We start from the raw sequence: 16,587 nt of genomic DNA on the forward strand, positions 1-16,587 counted from the left end.
GCTGTTGAGTTCTCAAGGAACGGACGCTTCCTTCGTACTCACCCTCTCGGGCTTTCCTCCGGGCGCTTCCCTTCGGTCCTACTGTCTTGCTGTTCTTGCGTTTCCGACTCTATCAGACCTTTTCGGTCCGATTCCCTGTCGGCGGGATTCGTCGCGGTTTCCGGACTTTCGCCCGTCGGCCTTTCGACATTCACTACGTTAGCCGATTCCTCTGCGGACTCATAATCGGGTCCGGCGAGATTGAATTCAGGCATGCGGGCACGCCGGATTCACTCCCGCTGAGGGAAGTCGTAGGTAGTGGGTTGGCCGCTTCCGGCTGCAGGCGATTGCCGTACCCGGGTCAAGCGGCTCGGGCCACGTTACGCGTATCCCAAAGGCGAGTCAACTTCGGCGGCGCCTCGGGACGTGGGCCCTGTAGGGGCTCACCGTCGGGTCGTCGGCGGCCCAGTAGCGCCAGGGATGGACACCGCCCTCGCCGGCGACGCCGGTCCGTGGTCCGTTGCGTACCTGGTCACCGGGGATCGGGGTGCCGGTCAGGATGCGCAGCGGGGTGTCGTCGGTCGTGCAGGCGTCCGTGCCGTTCAGGGCGCGGTCCACGTCCAGGGCGGTGGCGAGGCGGGCCGGGCCTTTGGCCAGTTCCTTGTCACTGCGGGCGGAATGACGTCGCACCCGGGCCAGCTCCGCTCCCTCGATGATCTCGCCTGCGCGGAGCAGTACGGCGCTCGCCCTGCCCTCGGGGCCGCAGACCAGGTTCATGCAGAACCACATGCCGTAGGTGAAGTAGACGTACACGTGTCCGGGGGGACCGAACATCACGTCGTTGCGGGGTGTGCGTCCGCGGTAGGCGTGCGAGCCGGGGTCGTTCTGCCCGTCGTAGGCCTCGACCTCCGTCAGGCGGAGGGCGATCGGACCGTCCGGGGTGTTGCGGACCAGGATGCGGCCCAGGAGGTCAGGGGCGACTTCGAGGATGGGGCGGTCGAAGAATTCCCTGGGCAGGGGCGTACGGTCGGGGCTCGCGATCATGCCGTCCGAGCGTAACGCAGCCGGGTTCGTCCGCGGGGTGGTCAGGGGGCGTCCGCCTTGCCAGGGTGTGGGTCGCGGAACCGGCCACGGCCGGATCGCGTTTGTAGGGATCGAGGATTCGCACGTCTGCGATTCACACGTATGCCTGGAGAGGGAGAGACATGGCGTTCAAGAAGCTGCTCGCGAGCCTGGGGGCCGGCGGGGCTTCGGTGGAGACCGTGCTGAGCGAGGTCAACGTCGTTCCGGGAGGTGTCGTCCAGGGCGAGGTGCGGATCCAGGGCGGGTCCATCGACCAGGAGATCCAGGGGCTGTCGGTCGGGCTCCAGGCCAAGGTCGAGGTGGAGAGCGGCGACCAGGAGTACAAGCAGGACATCGAGTTCACCAAGGTGCAGCTCGGCGGCGCCTTCCAGCTGCAGGCCGAGGCGGTGCACGCGGTGCCGTTCGGGCTCGAGATCCCGTGGGAGACGCCGATCACGATGATCGACGGGCAGTCGCTGCGCGGGATGCACATCGGTGTGAGCACCGAGCTGGCGATCGCCCGGGCCGTGGACTCCAGCGACCTGGACCCTGTGGCCGTGCACCCGCTTCCGGCGCAGAAGGCGATCCTGGACGCGTTCATCCAGCTGGGCTTCCGCTTCAAGAACGCGGACATGGAGCGGGGGCACATCCGGGGCACGCGGCAGCAGCTCCCCTTCTACCAGGAGATCGAGTTCTTCCCGCCGCAGCAGTACCGCGGGCTGAACCAGGTCGAGCTGAGCTTCGTGGCCGACTCCCGGGCGATGGACGTCGTGCTGGAGATGGACAAGAAGCCGGGGCTGTTCAGCGAGGGCAGCGACACGTTCCGTTCCTTCCAGGTGGGTCTGGACGACTACCGGGGCACCGACTGGGCGGCGTACCTCAACCAGTGGCTGTCGGAGGTCGGCAGCAAGCGGAACTGGTTCTAGAAGATCTAGGCTCGGTCGTCTCTGCACCAGACCATTCAGGAGGTACCGAGGTGACCGAGCTGAAGCGGCGTCCACTCCCCCACGACTTCCATCCGCCCGTGCCGTCGTTCACGGTCACGAGCGAGGACGTCCGGGAGGGCGGGACGCTCAAGGACGCTCAGGTCCACGCGGCCGGCAACACCTCTCCGCAGCTGCGCTGGGAGGGTTTCCCCGCCGAGACCAAGAGCTTCGCCGTGACGTGCTACGACCCGGACGCGCCGACGGGAAGCGGGTTCTGGCACTGGGTGGTGTTCGACATTCCGGCCTCGGTGACCGAGCTGCCGGTGGGCGCGGGCAGCGGCACGTTCGAGGGACTGCCCGAGGGTGCCGTGCAGGCGCGCAACGACTACGGCACCAAGGAGTTCGGTGGTGCCGCGCCGCCGGCCGGGGACGGTCCGCACCGGTACGTGTTCACGGTGTACGCCGTGGACCAGGAGAAGCTCGGGCCGGACTCGGAAGGCACTCCCGCCTTCGTCGGTTTCAACCTCCGGTTCCACACGATCGCGCGGGCCCAGCTGATCGGTGAGTACGAGGTGCCCGCGGAGGGCTGAGCGTTCCGAGCGTTCATGGAACGTTTGCCCGCCCCTGGTCTTGGAATGGATCAGGGGCGGGCATTTTTGTTGCCAGGAGTGGCGGGGGGACGTTGCCCCGTGGAGCTGCAGATATTGCGTTGTCCATCTCGGCGTGCCCGGCCAGAGTTGATCCCAGCCCGCCAGGGGGTGGGCCGGTGCACACGGGAGGTGGGCTGGTATGCGGGACACGCTGGTGCTGAACGCGAGCTTCGAGCCGTTGTCGACGGTGACGTTGAACCGAGCCGTCGTTCTGGTGCTCCAGGACAAGGCCGTCGTCGAGCAGGCCCACCCCTCGCTGCGGATGCGCGGAGCCGCGCTCGACATACCCGCGCCCCGGGTGATCAGGCTGTGCCAGTACGTACGGGTGCCGTTCCGAAGACGTGCTCCGTGGTCGCGGCGAGGTGTGCTGGTCCGGGACCGGCACCGGTGCGCGTACTGCGGGCGGCGGGCGACGACCGTCGACCACGTGGTGCCGCGCTCGCACGGAGGTCAGGACACGTGGCTGAACACGGTGGCCTCGTGTGCGCAGGACAATCACCGCAAGGCGAACCGGACGCCGGAGCAGGCGGGGATGCCGTTGCTGCGGGAGCCGTTCGAGCCGACTCCCGCGGATGCGATGCTGCTGGCGCTGGCCCGGGACGACTTCGCGGCGCTGCCGGAGTGGTTGGCTCTGGAGGCCGCGTGACGGCTCCGCCGTAGGGGTTCGTGGTCTCCGCGGCTGAGCCCGGGGCGTCCGCGTTCGTGGCTGGTCGTGGCCGCGCGACGGGGCCGTACGTCGGTACGGCCCCGCGCGTCCGGCATCCGGTGCGTGCCGTCAGTCGATCGACGGCTTCTCGCGGCGTTCCTGGGGCGGGACCGTGGCGCCGCCGTTGCCGCTGCCCGAGCCGCCGCCCAGGCCGCCGATGTTGCCCATGGCGCCGGACAGGCCCTTGAGGGCGTCGCCGATTTCGCTGGGGACGATCCAGAGCTTGTTGGCGTCGCCCTCGGCGATCTTCGGGAGCATCTGGAGGTACTGGTAGGAGAGCAGCTTCTGGTCCGGGTCGCCGGCGTGGATGGCCTCGAAGACGGTGCGGACGGCCTGGGCCTCGCCCTCGGCGCGCAGGGCGGCGGCCTTGGCCTCACCCTCGGCACGCAGGATCTGGGACTGCTTCTCGCCCTCGGCGCGCAGGATCTCGGACTGCCGGACACCTTCGGCCTGGAGGATCGCGGCGCGCTTGTCCCGGTCGGCGCGCATCTGCTTCTCCATCGAGTCCTGGATGGAGGTGGGCGGTTCGATGGCCTTGAGCTCGACGCGGTTGACGCGGATGCCCCACTTGCCGGTGGCCTCGTCGAGGACGCCGCGCAGGGCCGCGTTGATCTCCTCGCGGGAGGTCAGGGTCCGTTCCAGGTCCATGCCGCCGATGATGTTCCGCAGCGTGGTGACGGTGAGCTGCTCGATCGCCTGGATGTAGCTGGCGACCTCGTAGGTCGCGGCGCGGGCGTCCGTCACCTGGTAGTAGATGACGGTGTCGATGTTGACGACCAGGTTGTCCTGGGTGATGACCGGCTGCGGCGGGAAGGGGACGACCTGTTCGCGCAGGTCGATGCGGTTGCGGATGGTGTCGATGAACGGGACCACGATGTTGAGGCCCGCGTTGAGGGTCCGCGTGTAGCGTCCGAAGCGCTCGACGATGGCCGCGCTGGCCTGTGGAATGACCTGGATGGTCTTGATCAGGGCGATGAAGACCAACACCACCAGGATGATCAAGACGATGATGACCGGTTCCATCGTGGTTGTCCGTCCCCTTCTCCGCCTCGGCGCTCCGGCAGATCCTGTTGACCAGTTCGCGTTGCCCGGATCCTGGTGATCCGGCTGGTCCTGACTACTGCTGATCCTACGGCTGTTGAGGATCTTGCTGGTCGAGTCTGACAGACCGTCGCACGACTCGGGAGTCGTTCGGCCCACTTGTGCACGTCGAAGTCACATGTCGGGGTCGTACGTCGGGCTGGTGTGCCGGGGTCACATGATGACGGCCGTGGCCCCGTCGATCTCCACCACGTCCACTTCCTCACCCGCCTCGAAGGCGCGCCCGGAGTCCAGGGCGCGTGCCGACCAGACCTCCCCGGCGAGTTTGATCCGCCCGCCGGTGCCGTCGACCCGTTCCAGGACGACGGCCTGTCTGCCCTTCAGGGCGTCCACGCCCGAGGCCAGTTGCGGCTGTTGGGAGCGGTGCCGGGCGGCGATGGGCCGTACGACGGCGATGAGGGCGACCGAGACGATGACGAAGACGAGTACCTGGGCGACGACGCCCGCGCCGAGCCCGGCGGTCACGGCGGCGGCGACCGCGCCGACGCCGAACATCCCGAACTCCGGCATCGCGGTCACGACGAGCGGAATTCCGAGCGCTGCCGCGGCGACGAGCCACCACACCCATGCGTCGATGTCGTTCACGCTGTCATGGTAGGTCGGTTGGGCCTGCCGGGGACAGGGCGCACGGGGGGCGGCTCAGGACAGGGGGAGCCCCTTGGCGGTCCACCGGTCGCCGGTCTGCTCCACGACGAGCGGGAGTCCGAAGCAGCGGGACAGGTTGCGGGAGGTGAGTTCGAGCTCCAGCGGACCGGCGGCCATGACCTTGCCCTGACGGATCATCAGGACGTGGGTGAAGCCCGGGGCGATCTCCTCGACGTGGTGGGTCACCATGATCATGGAGGGCGCGATCGGGTCGCGGGCGAGGCGGCCGAGGCGGCGCACGAGGTCCTCCCGGCCGCCGAGGTCGAGGCCGGCGGCCGGCTCGTCGAGGAGCAGCAGCTCGGGGTCGGTCATCAGGGCGCGGGCGATCAGGGTGCGCTTGCGCTCGCCCTCGGAGAGGGTGCCGAACCTGCGGTCCAGGTACTCGGTCATGCCCAGTCGGTCGAGGAAGGCGCGGGCGCGCTGCTCGTCGACGTCCTCGTACTCCTCCTGCCAGCCGGCGGTCATACCGTACGCGGCGGTCAGCACGGTCTGCAGGACGGTCTGGCGCTTGGGCAGCTTGTCGGCCATGGCGATGCCGGCGATACCGATCCGCGGGCGCAGTTCGAAGACGTCGGTGCCGGGCCTGCCGAGGGTCTCGCCGAGGATGGTGGCGGTGCCGTTGCTCGGGTAGAGGTAGCTGGACGCGACGTTGAGGAGGGTGGTCTTGCCGGCGCCGTTGGGGCCGAGGATGACCCAGCGCTCGCCCTCCTTGACCGACCAGGAGACCTGGTCCACCAGAGCCCGGCCCTCGCGGACCACGGATACGTCCTGAAGCTCCAGAACATCGCTCATGAGCGCGTTGTCTCCCCTTGCGTTGTGGCCGGTCTCGGCTGTCGCGTACACCTGTGGCTCGGACCGCGGCGCCGGTGGGCGCAGGCCCCTCCAGGAAATCTACGCCACCGGTCGGCTTCACCGTTCCATCGGTCCGGTCCTTAGGGTGGGGGGATGCTCTCGGAACCACGTGCAGGGCGCCTTGCCGCCTGGGGAAATGCCCTTATTGCCCACATGGTCTCGCCGGACGACGCCGTGGTGGCGATCGTCGGTGAGGACGCGGTGCACCGGGTGGAGGGGCTGCCCGGCGAATCGGCGCCGGTCGGTCTCACGCTGGCGCTGGGGCGGCTGCGGGCGCTCGGGGCGAGTGGGCTGCGGGTCGCGCTGCCCGCGCCGGGGCATCCGCTGGGGCTCAGCGGCCCGCCGGACTTCAACGCCCGGGCGCTGGAGGCCGAGGAGGCGGTGATCTGCGAGGGGGCGGCACTGGGTCTGGTGCCGGAGGTGCACGAGGCCGGGCCGGAGGGCGATGTGCACGTCGAGGTCGTCTGGCGCTGTCTGCCGGTGCGGGAGGCTCCGCCGGCGGATGTGCCGTCGCTCGGTGAGGCGGAGCGGGAGCTGGCGGAGGCGCTGCGCGACGCGACGGAGGTGCTGACGCGGCTGGACGTGGCCGGGTCGGGGCCGGTGGCGGAGGCGGCGATCGAGGCGTACCGGGCGCGGGCCGAGCAGGGGCGGGAGGTGCTGGCGCCGGGGTATCCGCCGCGGGCGGTGCGGGTGCTGGAGTTGGCGCAGCGGGTGGCGGCCCTGGTGACGCTGGCCTCGGAGAACGGGCACGGGGGTGCGGTGAGCGCGTCCGAGATCGCGGCGCGGGGGGAGGCGCTGAGGCCGGTGGAGCGGGTGGCTCGGCGGGCGCAGGTCGCGGCGTACAACTCCGTTGTGGTGGAGCGGGGGATGCGGTGACCGTTTCCCGCCGGGGTGCCCTGCGCCGGTGCCGGCCGGGGCGGGGTGCGGCGAACCGGCGCCGACCGGGTGCCTCCCCCCAGTGCCTGAAACGGCCTGGGAGGCGGGAGGTGCACCCCAGCGCCCGCCCGTGCCGCCCCTGGGGGTACCTCCCAGGCCTTTTTGGCACTGAGGGAGGCACGACTCCCGCCAGCTGGGGCGGGAGGGCCGAGGGGCGGCGTTGGGGTGGTCCGGGTCAGTGGTTGACGCCCAGGTTGCCGAAGGCCGGGTTCAGGACGCCGATGACGTTGACACTGTTGCCGACGGCGTTGACCGGGATGTGGACCGGGGCCTGGACCAGGTTGCCGGAGGCGACGCCCGGGGAGCCGACGGCCTTGCCGTGGGCGTGGGCGCCGCCGTCGGTGGCGGAGGCCATGCCCGCACCCGCGGCCATCAGCCCGCCGGCCACCATCGTCACGGCCGCTGCCTTCTTCAGGTTCTTCACTTGCAAGCCCTCCTCGCGATCACCGCGGCAGTCGCCGCGGCATGCACTGGAGAACGGCCGGCCCCCTCGAAGGATGCGCCATGTGGGGGACATTCCCACGACGGTATGAATCTCCGACCGCAGGGGAACTCTCCGCCGGGCCGCCGCGTACGGCCCCTGCGGGCACGCGCTGGCCGCTGCCCCCTCCCCCTCCGGCCGCGGTCAGCAGGTCAGCCTGTCAACCGGTCACGCCGTGGCGTACGGCCCACAGGGCGGCCTGGGTGCGGTCCGCCAGGTCGAGTTTCATCAGGATGTTCGAGACGTGGGTCTTCACGGTCTTCTCGGACAGCACCAGCGCGCGGGCGATCTCCCGGTTGGAGCGGCCGTCCGCTATCAGGCCCAGCACCTCTCGCTCCCGCTCGGTGAGGGAACCCGCCCTGCCCTGCCCGGAGTTGTTCTCCTCCTGGCTCAGGAGGGCGCCGGCGACCTCGGGCTGGAGCAGGATGTGGCCGGCGTGGACGGAGCGGATGGCGCCCGCGAGCGCGTCGGGGTCGACGTCCTTGTAGACGTACCCGGCGGCGCCCGCGCGCAGGGCCGGGACCACGGTGCGCTGCTCGGTGAAGCTGGTGACGACCAGCACGCGCGCGTCGTTGTCCAGCTCGCGGAGTCTGCGCAGCGCGTCGACGCCGTCCATGCCCGGCATCTTGACGTCCATGAGGATCACGTCGGGCCGCAGCTCCTGGGCGCGGTCGACGCCCTCGGCGCCGTCCGCGGCCTCGCCCACCACCTCGATGTCGTCCTGCACCTCCAGGAAGGTGCGCAGGCCCCGGCGGACGACCTGGTGGTCGTCGACGAGCAGCACCCTGATCGCGTCAGCCACCGGGAACCTCCATCTCGATCGTGGTGCCCTCGCCGGGCGCGGACCGCACGGTCAGCCTGCCGCCGGTGCCCCCCGCCCGGTCGCGCATCGAGACCAGGCCCAGGTGGCGTCCGGCGCGGCGGACCGCGCGCGGGTCGAAGCCGCCGCCGTCGTCGGTGACCCGCAGGACGGCTCCGGTGCCACGCCGGTGCAGGGTCACCCCGACATGCTCGGCCCCGGAGTGGCGCAGGGCGTTGTGCAGGGCCTCCTGGGCGACGCGCAGCAGGGCCTCCTCCTGGGCGGCGGGCAGCGCCTTGACGCCGTGCCCGGCGAAGGTCACGCGCGCGGCGTGGGCCCGGTCGAGGACCTGGATCTGGGTGCGCAGGGTGGCCACGAGTCCGTCCTCCTCCAGGGCCGCGGGGCGCAGCTCGACGACGGCGGCGCGCAGCTCGTCGGCGGCCTCCGCGGCCAGGGTGGCGACCTGCTGCAGCTCGCCCTTGGCCCGCGCGGGGTCGCGGTCGACCAGGGCGGTGGCGGCCTGGGCGGTCAGGCGCAGGGAGAACAGCTTCTGGCTGACCGCGTCGTGCAGCTCGTGGGCGAGGCGGGAGCGCTCCTCGGCGATGGTCAGCTCACGGCTGCGCTCGTACAGGCGCGCGTTGGTGAGGGCGATCGCGGCGTGCTGGGCGAGGATGCCGAGCAGATCCTCGTCGTCCGCGGTGAAGCCGCAGGTGCCGTCGGGCTCGGGGCACGGGCGGGGTCCCTCCGCGGGGCGCACCTTGTTGGCCAGGAACAGGGCCCCGATGACCTCGTCGCCGTCGCGGATCGGCAGGCCCAGGAAGTCGACGAGGTCGGGGTGGGCGGCGGGCCAGCCCTCGAAGCGCGGGTCCTTGCGCACGTCGGCGAGGCGCTCGGGGGTGGCCCCGTGGAGCATCGCGGCCAGGATGCCGTGCTGGCGCGGGAGGGGGCCGATGGCCTTCCACTGCTCGTCGCTGACGCCGTCGACCACGAACTGGGCGAAGCCGCCGTGGTCGTCGGGGACGCCGAGGGCGGCGTACTGCGCGTCGAGCAGCTCGCGGGCCGAGGCGACGATCGTCTTGAGGACGTCGCGCACCTCGAGGTGCCTGCTCATGGCCAGCAGCGCGGAACTGACCGCCGCGAGGCCGGACCGGGGGCCGTGGCTCATGTCCTCACGGTACCGGCGGGGTGTGACAGCGGGATCGGGCCTGTGACCGCCGCCGCCTAGGACGGTGGACCTAGGTCGGGGGTCCCGCCCGCCGGGCCTAGGGCGAGGGTCGGCCGGGCCTAGGGCGAAGGGCCCCGCACGGTTGGGGCCCGTGCCCGAGGCGGCCGGCGGGGCCCGGTTCCTACGTTGAGGATCACGCCGGGCCGACCGGTCGGCGGGGACGACGAAGGGGACGTGTGTCATGCCGGTTGCGATCATCACGGGGGCGTCGAAGGGGCTGGGCAGGGCGTTCGCCGAGGCCCTGGCGGCGCGCGGCTGGGACCTGGTGCTCGACGCCAGGAACGCCGAGGTGCTGCAGGAGACGGCGACGGCGCTGGAGGCGTACGGCACGCGCGTCGTGGCGTTGCCGGGGGACGTCACCGACTCCCGGCACCGTACGGGTCTGGTGGAGCGGGCCGGGCTGCTGGGCGGGGTGGACCTGCTGGTGAGCAATGCGAGCGCGCTGGGCGCTGAGCCGCTGGTGCGACTGGCGGAGCTGCCGCTGGACGGGCTGCGGCGGGCCCTGGAGGTGAACGTCGTGGCCGCGCTGGGCCTGGTGCGTCAGGCGTTGCCGTCGCTCAGGGCGGCGCCCGCGGGCGCGGTGCTGACGGTCAGCTCGGACGCGGCGGCCGAGGCGTACGAGACGTGGGGCGGTTACGGGGCGTCCAAGGCGGCCCTGGACCAGCTGGCGGCGGTGCTGGGCGCGGAGGAGCCGGGGCTGCGGGTCTGGGCGGTCGATCCGGGGGACATGGCCACCGATCTGTACGCCGCCGCCGTGCCGGACGACGACGGTCCGCGGCCCGATCCGGTGAGCGTCGTACCGGCGCTGCTGCGGCTGCTGGACGAGCGGCCGGCCAGCGGGCGCTACGGGGCTCCGGCGCTGCTGGGAGCGCGGTGATGGCGCTGGCGCTGAGGGTCCCGGAGGAGCTGTCGGCGCGGGTGCCGGCCGAGCAGCGGGGGCCCGGCCTGGACCGGGACGGGGTCCGGCTGCTGGTGTCGCACGGCACCGAGGTGTCGCACCACGTCTTCGGGGAGCTGCCGGGGCTGCTGCGGGCCGGGGACCTGCTGGTGGTCAACACCTCGCCCACGCTGGCCGCCGCCGTCGACGGCCGGGTCGGGCACGCGCGCGTGGTGGTGCATTTCTCCACACGCGGGGACGACGGACGGTGGGCCGTCGAGCTGCGGGAACCGGACGGGAGGGGCACCACGCGCGCGCGTGCCGGGGTGGAGGGCCGCACGCGCGCGCGTGCGGAAGAAAGGGAGGTAGCGGGACCAGAAGAAGAAGGGCACGCGGAGCGCGGGAGGCGCCGGGCGGGGCGTTCGGGCGCCGGCGGTCCGGCGGGGGCGGAGCCGGAGGTACTGCTGCCGGGCGGTGGGCGGCTGGTGCTCGAGGAGCCGGTGAGCGCGCGCGGGGAGAGGCTGTGGTGGGCGCGGGTGTCGGGGGCGGAGGTGCCGGTGGTGCTGCGGGAGCACGGGCGGGCCATTCGTTACTCCTACACGGAGCGGGACCAGCCGCTGTCGGCGTACCAGACGGTGTTCGCGCTGCCGTCCGCGGACGGGGCGGGCAGCGCGGAGATGCCGAGTGCGGCGCGGCCCTTCACGGCGCGGCGGGTGGCGGAGCTGGTGAGCCGCGGGGTGCAGTTCGCGCCGGTGACGCTGCACACGGGGGTGGCCTCGGCGGAGGCGCACGAGCCGCCGTACCCGGAGCGGTTCTCGGTGCCGGCGGCGTCGGCGCGGCTGATCAACGCGGCCGGGGCCGGTGACGGGCGGGTGATCGCGGTGGGGACGACCGCGGTGCGGGCGGTGGAGTCGGCGGCAGGGGCCGACGGCGTCGTACGTGCGGCGGCGGGGTGGACGGACCTGGTCGTGACTCCGGAGCGCGGGGTGCGGGTGGTGGACGGTCTGCTCACGGGGCTGCACGAGCCCGAGGCGTCGCACCTGCTGATGCTGGAGGCGGTGGCGGGGCGGGCGGCGATCGACCGCGGGTACGAGGCCGCGGTGCGCGGGCGCTACCTGTGGCACGAGTTCGGCGACGTGCATCTCCTGCTGCCGTAGGCGGGGTGCGGGTGCTGCGGTGCGAGGGGGGCTGGGAAACCCTCACGCATCGCATTGCTCTAGCAACCAAACGTGAGAACCGCGGGGGTCGGATGTGAGCCCGCACATAGGGCGCACGTCACGTACGAAGAGGATTAGGAGAGCGACTCGTCCGTTTTGACCGGGGCGAACAGTCCTCTCTGTCCTTTTTCGCCCGACCCTGATCCACTATCTCGGATCGTACGTCACACCTTTGCCACCGAATTTTGCGGCCGCTAAGAATTGCTCTCGTCGCTCAGCACTGCGGGTTCGGACCCGCGGTGTTTGTGCCCCAAGCACCAACTGTCCCCACCGGACGAGAGCGACCTCCGCGCTATTCGAAGAGGTCTATCCCGCCATGCTCAAGAACATCCTTCCCCGTGGTCGCAGTCGCAGCCTGAACCGCACCCAGAAGGCCGCGATAGCCGGTGTCGGCACGCTCGGCGCCGCCGCCGTCGCCCTCACCGCCGTCCCGGCCAGCGGCCAGTCGACCACCAGCGAGGCCGCTCCCACGGCCAAGGTGGAGTACAGCACCAAGCAGATCAAGGACGTCGACGCCGGCGTCACCGGCCAGCTCGCCGGCGCGAGCCAGAAGGTCGCCGCGATCGACGCCAAGAAGGAGGCGGCCTCGAAGAAGGCCGCCACCCCGAAGAAGGCCGTCGAGAAGCACGAGACGAAGAAGTCCACCAGCCGCTCCGCCGAGCGCACCGAGGTCAAGAAGGCCGCGAAGTCCTACCCGGACAACCTCGACGGCTGGATCCGCGAGGCCCGGGCCGTCCTGGCCAAGCACGACATCCCGGGCAGCTACGACGGCATCCACCGCAACATCATCCGGGAGTCGGCCGGCGACCCGAAGGCCATCAACGACTGGGACATCAACGCCATCAACGGCGTCCCGTCGAAGGGCCTGCTGCAGGTCATCCCGCCGACGTTCAAGGCGTACCACGTGCCCGGCACGTCCTGGGACATCTACGACCCGGTAGCCAACATCGCCGCCGCGTGCAACTACGCCGCGGACAAGTACGGCACCATGGACAACGTCGACAGCGCGTACTGAGGTCGGCGCGGACCTCTTCACGACGTCGCCGACGCCGGTTTCCACGCCGAAGGGCGGCACCCTCCTGAGGGGGGTGCCGCCCTTCGGGGCGTACGGGGGGCTCGCGCCGCCCGGCCACCTGTTACTTGCGCATGACCTCGGGCTCGTGGCGGCGCAGGAAGCGGGCCACGAAGAAGCCGCAGATCACGCCGAGGACGATCAGGGCCGCCATGTCCAGGCTCCAGGCGCCCAGGGTGTGCTCCCACAGCGGGTCGGCGTCGGACCCCTGCTCGGGCGGGCTGATCTTGTTGAAGTCCAGCGTGGCACCGGCCGCGGCGACCGCCCAGCGGGACGGCATCAGGTACGAGAACTGGTTGACGCCCACCGCGTCGTTCAGCGCGAAGAGGCAGCCGGTGAAGACGACCTGGATGATCGCGAACATGACCAGCAGCGGCATGGTCTTCTCGGCGGTCTTGACCAGCGAGGAGATGATCAGGCCGAACATCATCGAGGTGAAGCCGAGCGCCATGATCGGCAGCGACAGCTCGACCAGGGTCAGGCCGCCCAGCACCAGGCCCTCGTCGGGGATCTCCCGGCTGGCGAAGCCGATCACGCCGACCAGCAGGCCCTGCAGCACGGTGACCGTGCCGAGCACGAAGACCTTGGACATCAGGTACGCGGACCGGGAGAGGCCGGTCGCGCGTTCCCGCTCGTAGATGACCCGTTCCTTGATCAGCTCACGGACCGAGTTCGCGGCGCCCGCGAAGCAGGCGCCGACCGCGAGGATCAGCAGGACCGTGGTGGCGGTGCCGTTGGGAATGATCCGGCCGGTCTGCGGGTTGGCCGGATTGGGCAGCAGGCCCTTGTCCGGATCGATGAGCAGGCTCACCGCGCCCAGCACCGCGGGCAGGATCACGGTCAGGGCCAGGAAGCCCTTGTCGGAGACGATCACCGAGACATAGCGCCGCACGAGGGTGACGAACTGGGACATCCAGCCCTGCGGCTTCGGCGGCTTCATGGCCTGCATCGCGGGCACCTGTACGGACTGCGGCGCCACCGCGTCGATGTCCGCGGCGTACATCTGGTAGTGCTGCGAGCCCTTCCAGCGGCCCGCCCAGTCGTAGTCGCGGTAGTTCTCGAAGGCGGAGAAGACGTCGGCCCAGGTGTCGTAGCCGAAGAAGTTCAGCGCCTCCTCGGGCGGGCCGAAGTACGCGACCGAGCCGCCCGGCGCCATCACGAGGAGCTTGTCGCAGATCGCCAGCTCGGCCACCGAGTGGGTCACGACGAGGACCGTGCGGCCGTCGTCGGCCAGGCCGCGCAGCAGCTGCATCACGTCGCGGTCCATGCCCGGGTCGAGACCGGAGGTCGGCTCGTCCAGGAAGATCAGCGACGGCTTGGTGAGCAGCTCCAGGGCGACGGACACCCGCTTGCGCTGACCGCCGGACAGGGACGTGACCTTCTTGTCCTTGTGGATGTCCAGCTTCAGCTCGCGCAGCACCTCGTCGATGCGGGAGTCGCGCTCGGCGGCCGTGGTGTCGGCCGGGAAGCGGAGCTTCGCCGCGTACTTGAGGGCGCGCTTGACGGTCAGCTCCTTGTGCAGGATGTCGTCCTGGGGGACCAGACCGATGCGCTGGCGCAGCTCGGCGAACTGCTTGTACAGGTTCCGGTTGTCGTAGAGGACCTCGCCCTGGTCGGCGGGCCGGTACCCGGTGAGCGCCTTGAGCAGGGTCGACTTGCCGGAACCCGACGGGCCGATCACCGCGATCAGCGACTTCTCGGGCACGCCGAAGGAGACGTCCTTCAGGATCTGCTTGCCGCCGTCGACCGTGACGGTCAGGTGGCGGGCGGACAAGGACACCTCACCGGTGTCGACGAACTCCTCGAGCCGGTCGCCGACGATCCGGAACGTCGAGTGGCCGACGCCCACGATGTCGGTCGGACCCAGCAGCTGGGAGCCGCCCTTGGCGATCGGCAGACCGTTGACGTACGTGCCGTTGTGCGACCCCAGGTCGCGGATCTCCATGCGCCCGTCGGGCGTGGCGTGGAACTCCGCGTGGTTGCGGGAGACCTGCAGGTCGGAGACGACCAGGTCGTTCTCCAGGGCACGGCCGATGCGCATCACGCGCCCGAGCGAGAACTGGTGGAACGTGGTCGGGCTGCGGTCGCCGTGTGACGGTGGCGCCCCCGCCGCGCCGCCGGGTCCCTGTTGCTGCGGGAAGTGCGGCGCGGCCGCCTGCTGCGGCTGCGGTGCGGCCTGCTGCTGCCAGCCGGGTTGCGGCGCCTGCGGCTGCCCGTGCTGCGGGACCTGCTGCGGCGGCGGCTGCTGGGCCGGGGCCTGCTGGGCCCAGCCCGCGTTCGCGCCCTGCGCGGCGTACGGCTGCTGCTGCGGCTGTGCCTGCGGCGTGCCGACGGCGGACTGGGCGCCGGTCAGGTTCACGCGCGGCCCGTCGGTCGCGTTGCCCAGGTTCAGCACCGTGCCGGCGCCGAGCTCCATGTGCTGTACACGCTGCCCGTGCACGAAGGTGCCGTTGGTGCTGCCGTGATCCTCGACCACCCAACTGCGGCCGTTGAAACTGATCGTGGCATGCCGCCAGGAGACCCTGGCGTCGTCAAAAACAAGCTCCCCCTGCGGATCGCGTCCTAGCGCGTACGACCGGGACGGGTCGAGCGTCCAGGTCTGTCCATTGGATTCCAGTACGAGTTCCGGCACTCCATGCCCCACTGAGTTGTCCCCCGATGTACCCCCGTCGCGGGGAGTCTAGGGATGTCGAACATCGGGGGGAACTATTTCAGGCTCGGGGCCCTGACCGAAAGTCGGGCCTTGTGAAGAGTGCGTAGGCGCCCATCGGCCGTTGTGGTCGGCGGGGTTGAAACCTGCTCGGAGAGTGGTATTCCACGCGAGGGGGACATGCGCGGCAACCGGGCCGCGCAGCGGATCGGGGGGTCTGCCATGAGCATGTCCGTGAAGGCCGGCACCGAGGGGTACGGCGGCAGGGTTCCGTGGGGCGACGTACTGCTGTCCGCGGTGGCCTCCGTGAGCTGGGCGTTGATCGGCATGGCGGGTACGGCGGCGCTGGGCCTGCATCTGCTGGACGCGGACGCGGCGGGCTCGCTGGGCACGATGACCGCGGCGGTCGTGGCGCTCGGGGCGGGTGGGTCGGTCACGCCGTCCGGCGACGTGTCCGCCTTCGGTCTGAAGGGCGCGGAGGCGCACACGGCCATCGAGATCACGCCACTGGGCGTGGGCCTGGTCGGGGCGCTGCTGCTGTCGTTCTTCTTTCTGCGCTCCCTGCGGGCCGCCGGAGTCGTCGTCGCGCCGGCCGAACTCCTCGCCCGGGCGGGGGCGGTGGTCGCGCTCTTCGTGGCGATGACGGGCGGGCTGGCCTGGGCCGGGCACGACGTCGTCACGATCGACGGCGGCTCGCTGGGGCTCGACGGGCTGCCCGGCAGCGGGGGTGACGGTGACGGTGACGGTGACGGTGGCGGTGGCGGTGGCGGTCTGGAGATTCCGGGGCTGGGGGACGTGGGTGACATCGGCGGGCTGCTGCCCGACCGGGTCGGTGATCTCGTCGACGCCCACGCCTCGGTCGGCTTCACCGTCGACACCGTGCCGACGCTGCTGGGCGGGCTGCTCTGGTCCACCGGGGTGCTGCTGGTGGCGCTGCTGGCCTCGCGCCGTACTCCCCTGCCGCGCGGCTGGCAGGCCGTGCACCGCGTGGTGCGGCCGGCCGTCTCCGCGCTGGTCACGGTGGCGCTGACGGCGGTGGCGGCGGGACTCGCGGCGGCGGCCTGGGCGGCGGTGGGCGACGACCATCCGCGGCGGATCGCCGGGGCCGCACTGCTGGGCGCGCCGAACGGGGTCTGGCTCGGCGTCCCCCTCGGCCTCTTCGTGCCGTGGGACGGGCGGGCCACCGGTACGCTGACCGGGGTGCTCCCCGCTCCCCTGGACGACCTGCTGGGCTCCGGCACCGGTGAACCGGTCACGCTGGGGAGGCTGACGGAGCTGGACGGGCGGGTGTGGCTGCTGGGTGCGGCGGCGGCCCTGCTGATGCTGACGGCCGGGGTACTGACGGCGGTGCGGACGCCGGTGGGAGCGCCGGTGCGGACGCCGGCGGGGGCGGGAGCGGGGATGCCGGG

15 protein-coding genes and 1 pseudogene are annotated in these 16,587 nt (G+C 71.4%); 8 read left to right on the plus strand and 8 right to left on the minus strand.

Annotation, left to right across the window (positions count from 1 at the left end):
* Window positions 1–381: 381 nt before the first annotated feature.
* On the minus strand, window positions 382–1,023 hold the full coding sequence (locus tag HZS56_RS34095; protein ID WP_216724697.1) for a DNA-3-methyladenine glycosylase: 642 nt from the start codon (window positions 1,021–1,023) through the stop codon (window positions 382–384).
* 161 nt (window positions 1,024–1,184) lie between these two features.
* Between HZS56_RS34095 and HZS56_RS34100 the strand changes: the two genes are divergently transcribed.
* The 3 genes from HZS56_RS34100 to HZS56_RS34110 all read left to right on the plus strand — a co-directional run bounded on the left by HZS56_RS34100 (window position 1,185) and on the right by HZS56_RS34110 (window position 3,263).
* A complete protein-coding gene (locus HZS56_RS34100; RefSeq protein ID WP_216724698.1) occupies window positions 1,185–1,967 on the plus strand; it encodes a sporulation protein in 783 nt (260 codons plus the stop codon).
* Window positions 1,968–2,017: 50 nt separating this feature from the next.
* Window positions 2,018–2,557, plus strand: a complete 540-nt coding sequence (locus tag HZS56_RS34105) for a YbhB/YbcL family Raf kinase inhibitor-like protein (protein ID WP_216724699.1) — start codon at window positions 2,018–2,020, stop codon at window positions 2,555–2,557.
* Between the two features lie 199 nt (window positions 2,558–2,756).
* A complete protein-coding gene (locus tag HZS56_RS34110) occupies window positions 2,757–3,263 on the plus strand; it encodes an HNH endonuclease (protein WP_216724700.1) in 507 nt (168 codons plus the stop codon).
* A 129-nt stretch (window positions 3,264–3,392) separates the two neighbouring features.
* Here HZS56_RS34110 and HZS56_RS34115 read toward each other — a convergent pair whose 3' ends face one another.
* The 3 genes and pseudogenes from HZS56_RS34115 to HZS56_RS34125 all read right to left on the minus strand — a co-directional run.
* Entirely contained in the window at window positions 3,393–4,346 is a 954-nt protein-coding gene (locus HZS56_RS34115) for an SPFH domain-containing protein (protein ID WP_216724701.1), read from the minus strand.
* 231 nt (window positions 4,347–4,577) lie between these two features.
* A complete protein-coding gene (locus tag HZS56_RS34120; RefSeq protein WP_216724702.1) occupies window positions 4,578–5,009 on the minus strand; it encodes an NfeD family protein in 432 nt (143 codons plus the stop codon).
* A 321-nt stretch (window positions 5,010–5,330) separates the two neighbouring features.
* Window positions 5,331–5,861, minus strand: a pseudogene (locus tag HZS56_RS34125) (ABC transporter ATP-binding protein); the annotation flags it as partial.
* Between the two features lie 153 nt (window positions 5,862–6,014).
* Between HZS56_RS34125 and HZS56_RS34130 the strand changes: the two are divergent.
* Window positions 6,015–6,797 carry an Rv1486c family protein gene (locus tag HZS56_RS34130; RefSeq protein WP_216724704.1) on the plus strand — a complete coding sequence of 261 codons (783 nt, stop codon included), beginning with the start codon at window positions 6,015–6,017 and terminating at the stop codon, window positions 6,795–6,797.
* Window positions 6,798–7,032: 235 nt separating this feature from the next.
* Here HZS56_RS34130 and chpE read toward each other — a convergent pair whose 3' ends face one another.
* From chpE to HZS56_RS34145, 3 genes are all read right to left on the minus strand, one after another.
* Entirely contained in the window at window positions 7,033–7,281 is a 249-nt protein-coding gene (gene chpE, locus HZS56_RS34135) for a chaplin ChpE (protein WP_216724705.1), read from the minus strand.
* Window positions 7,282–7,498: 217 nt separating this feature from the next.
* Window positions 7,499–8,140 (minus strand): response regulator, encoded by a 642-nt coding sequence (locus HZS56_RS34140; protein WP_216724706.1) that lies wholly within the window; start codon window positions 8,138–8,140, stop codon window positions 7,499–7,501.
* On the minus strand, window positions 8,133–9,302 hold the full coding sequence (locus tag HZS56_RS34145; RefSeq protein ID WP_216724707.1) for a GAF domain-containing sensor histidine kinase: 1,170 nt from the start codon (window positions 9,300–9,302) through the stop codon (window positions 8,133–8,135). The genes HZS56_RS34140 and HZS56_RS34145 overlap by 8 nt, the downstream gene beginning before the upstream one ends.
* Before the next feature lie 241 nt (window positions 9,303–9,543).
* Between HZS56_RS34145 and HZS56_RS34150 the strand changes: the two genes are divergently transcribed.
* From HZS56_RS34150 to HZS56_RS34160, 3 genes are all read left to right on the plus strand, one after another.
* Window positions 9,544–10,239: an SDR family NAD(P)-dependent oxidoreductase gene (locus HZS56_RS34150; RefSeq protein ID WP_216724708.1), complete on the plus strand. Its 696-nt coding sequence runs from the start codon at window positions 9,544–9,546 to the stop codon at window positions 10,237–10,239.
* Entirely contained in the window at window positions 10,239–11,396 is a 1,158-nt protein-coding gene (locus HZS56_RS34155) for an S-adenosylmethionine:tRNA ribosyltransferase-isomerase (protein ID WP_216724709.1), read from the plus strand. The genes HZS56_RS34150 and HZS56_RS34155 overlap by 1 nt, the downstream gene beginning before the upstream one ends.
* A gap of 376 nt (window positions 11,397–11,772) precedes the next feature.
* Window positions 11,773–12,471, plus strand: a complete 699-nt coding sequence (locus HZS56_RS34160; RefSeq protein WP_216724710.1) for a transglycosylase SLT domain-containing protein — start codon at window positions 11,773–11,775, stop codon at window positions 12,469–12,471.
* Between the two features lie 121 nt (window positions 12,472–12,592).
* Here HZS56_RS34160 and HZS56_RS34165 read toward each other — a convergent pair whose 3' ends face one another.
* A complete protein-coding gene (locus tag HZS56_RS34165; protein ID WP_216724711.1) occupies window positions 12,593–15,160 on the minus strand; it encodes an ABC transporter ATP-binding protein/permease in 2,568 nt (855 codons plus the stop codon).
* A 240-nt stretch (window positions 15,161–15,400) separates the two neighbouring features.
* Here HZS56_RS34165 and HZS56_RS34170 point away from each other — a divergent pair.
* Window positions 15,401–16,587, plus strand: a 1,187-nt coding sequence (locus HZS56_RS34170; protein ID WP_253915353.1) for a streptophobe family protein, incomplete at its 3' end; no start/stop codon positions are given.

Origin of the sequence: Streptomyces mayonensis (genome assembly GCF_018982965.1) — a bacterium.
In the GTDB taxonomy this organism is placed as follows: Bacteria; Actinomycetota; Actinomycetes; order Streptomycetales; family Streptomycetaceae; genus Streptomyces; species Streptomyces mayonensis.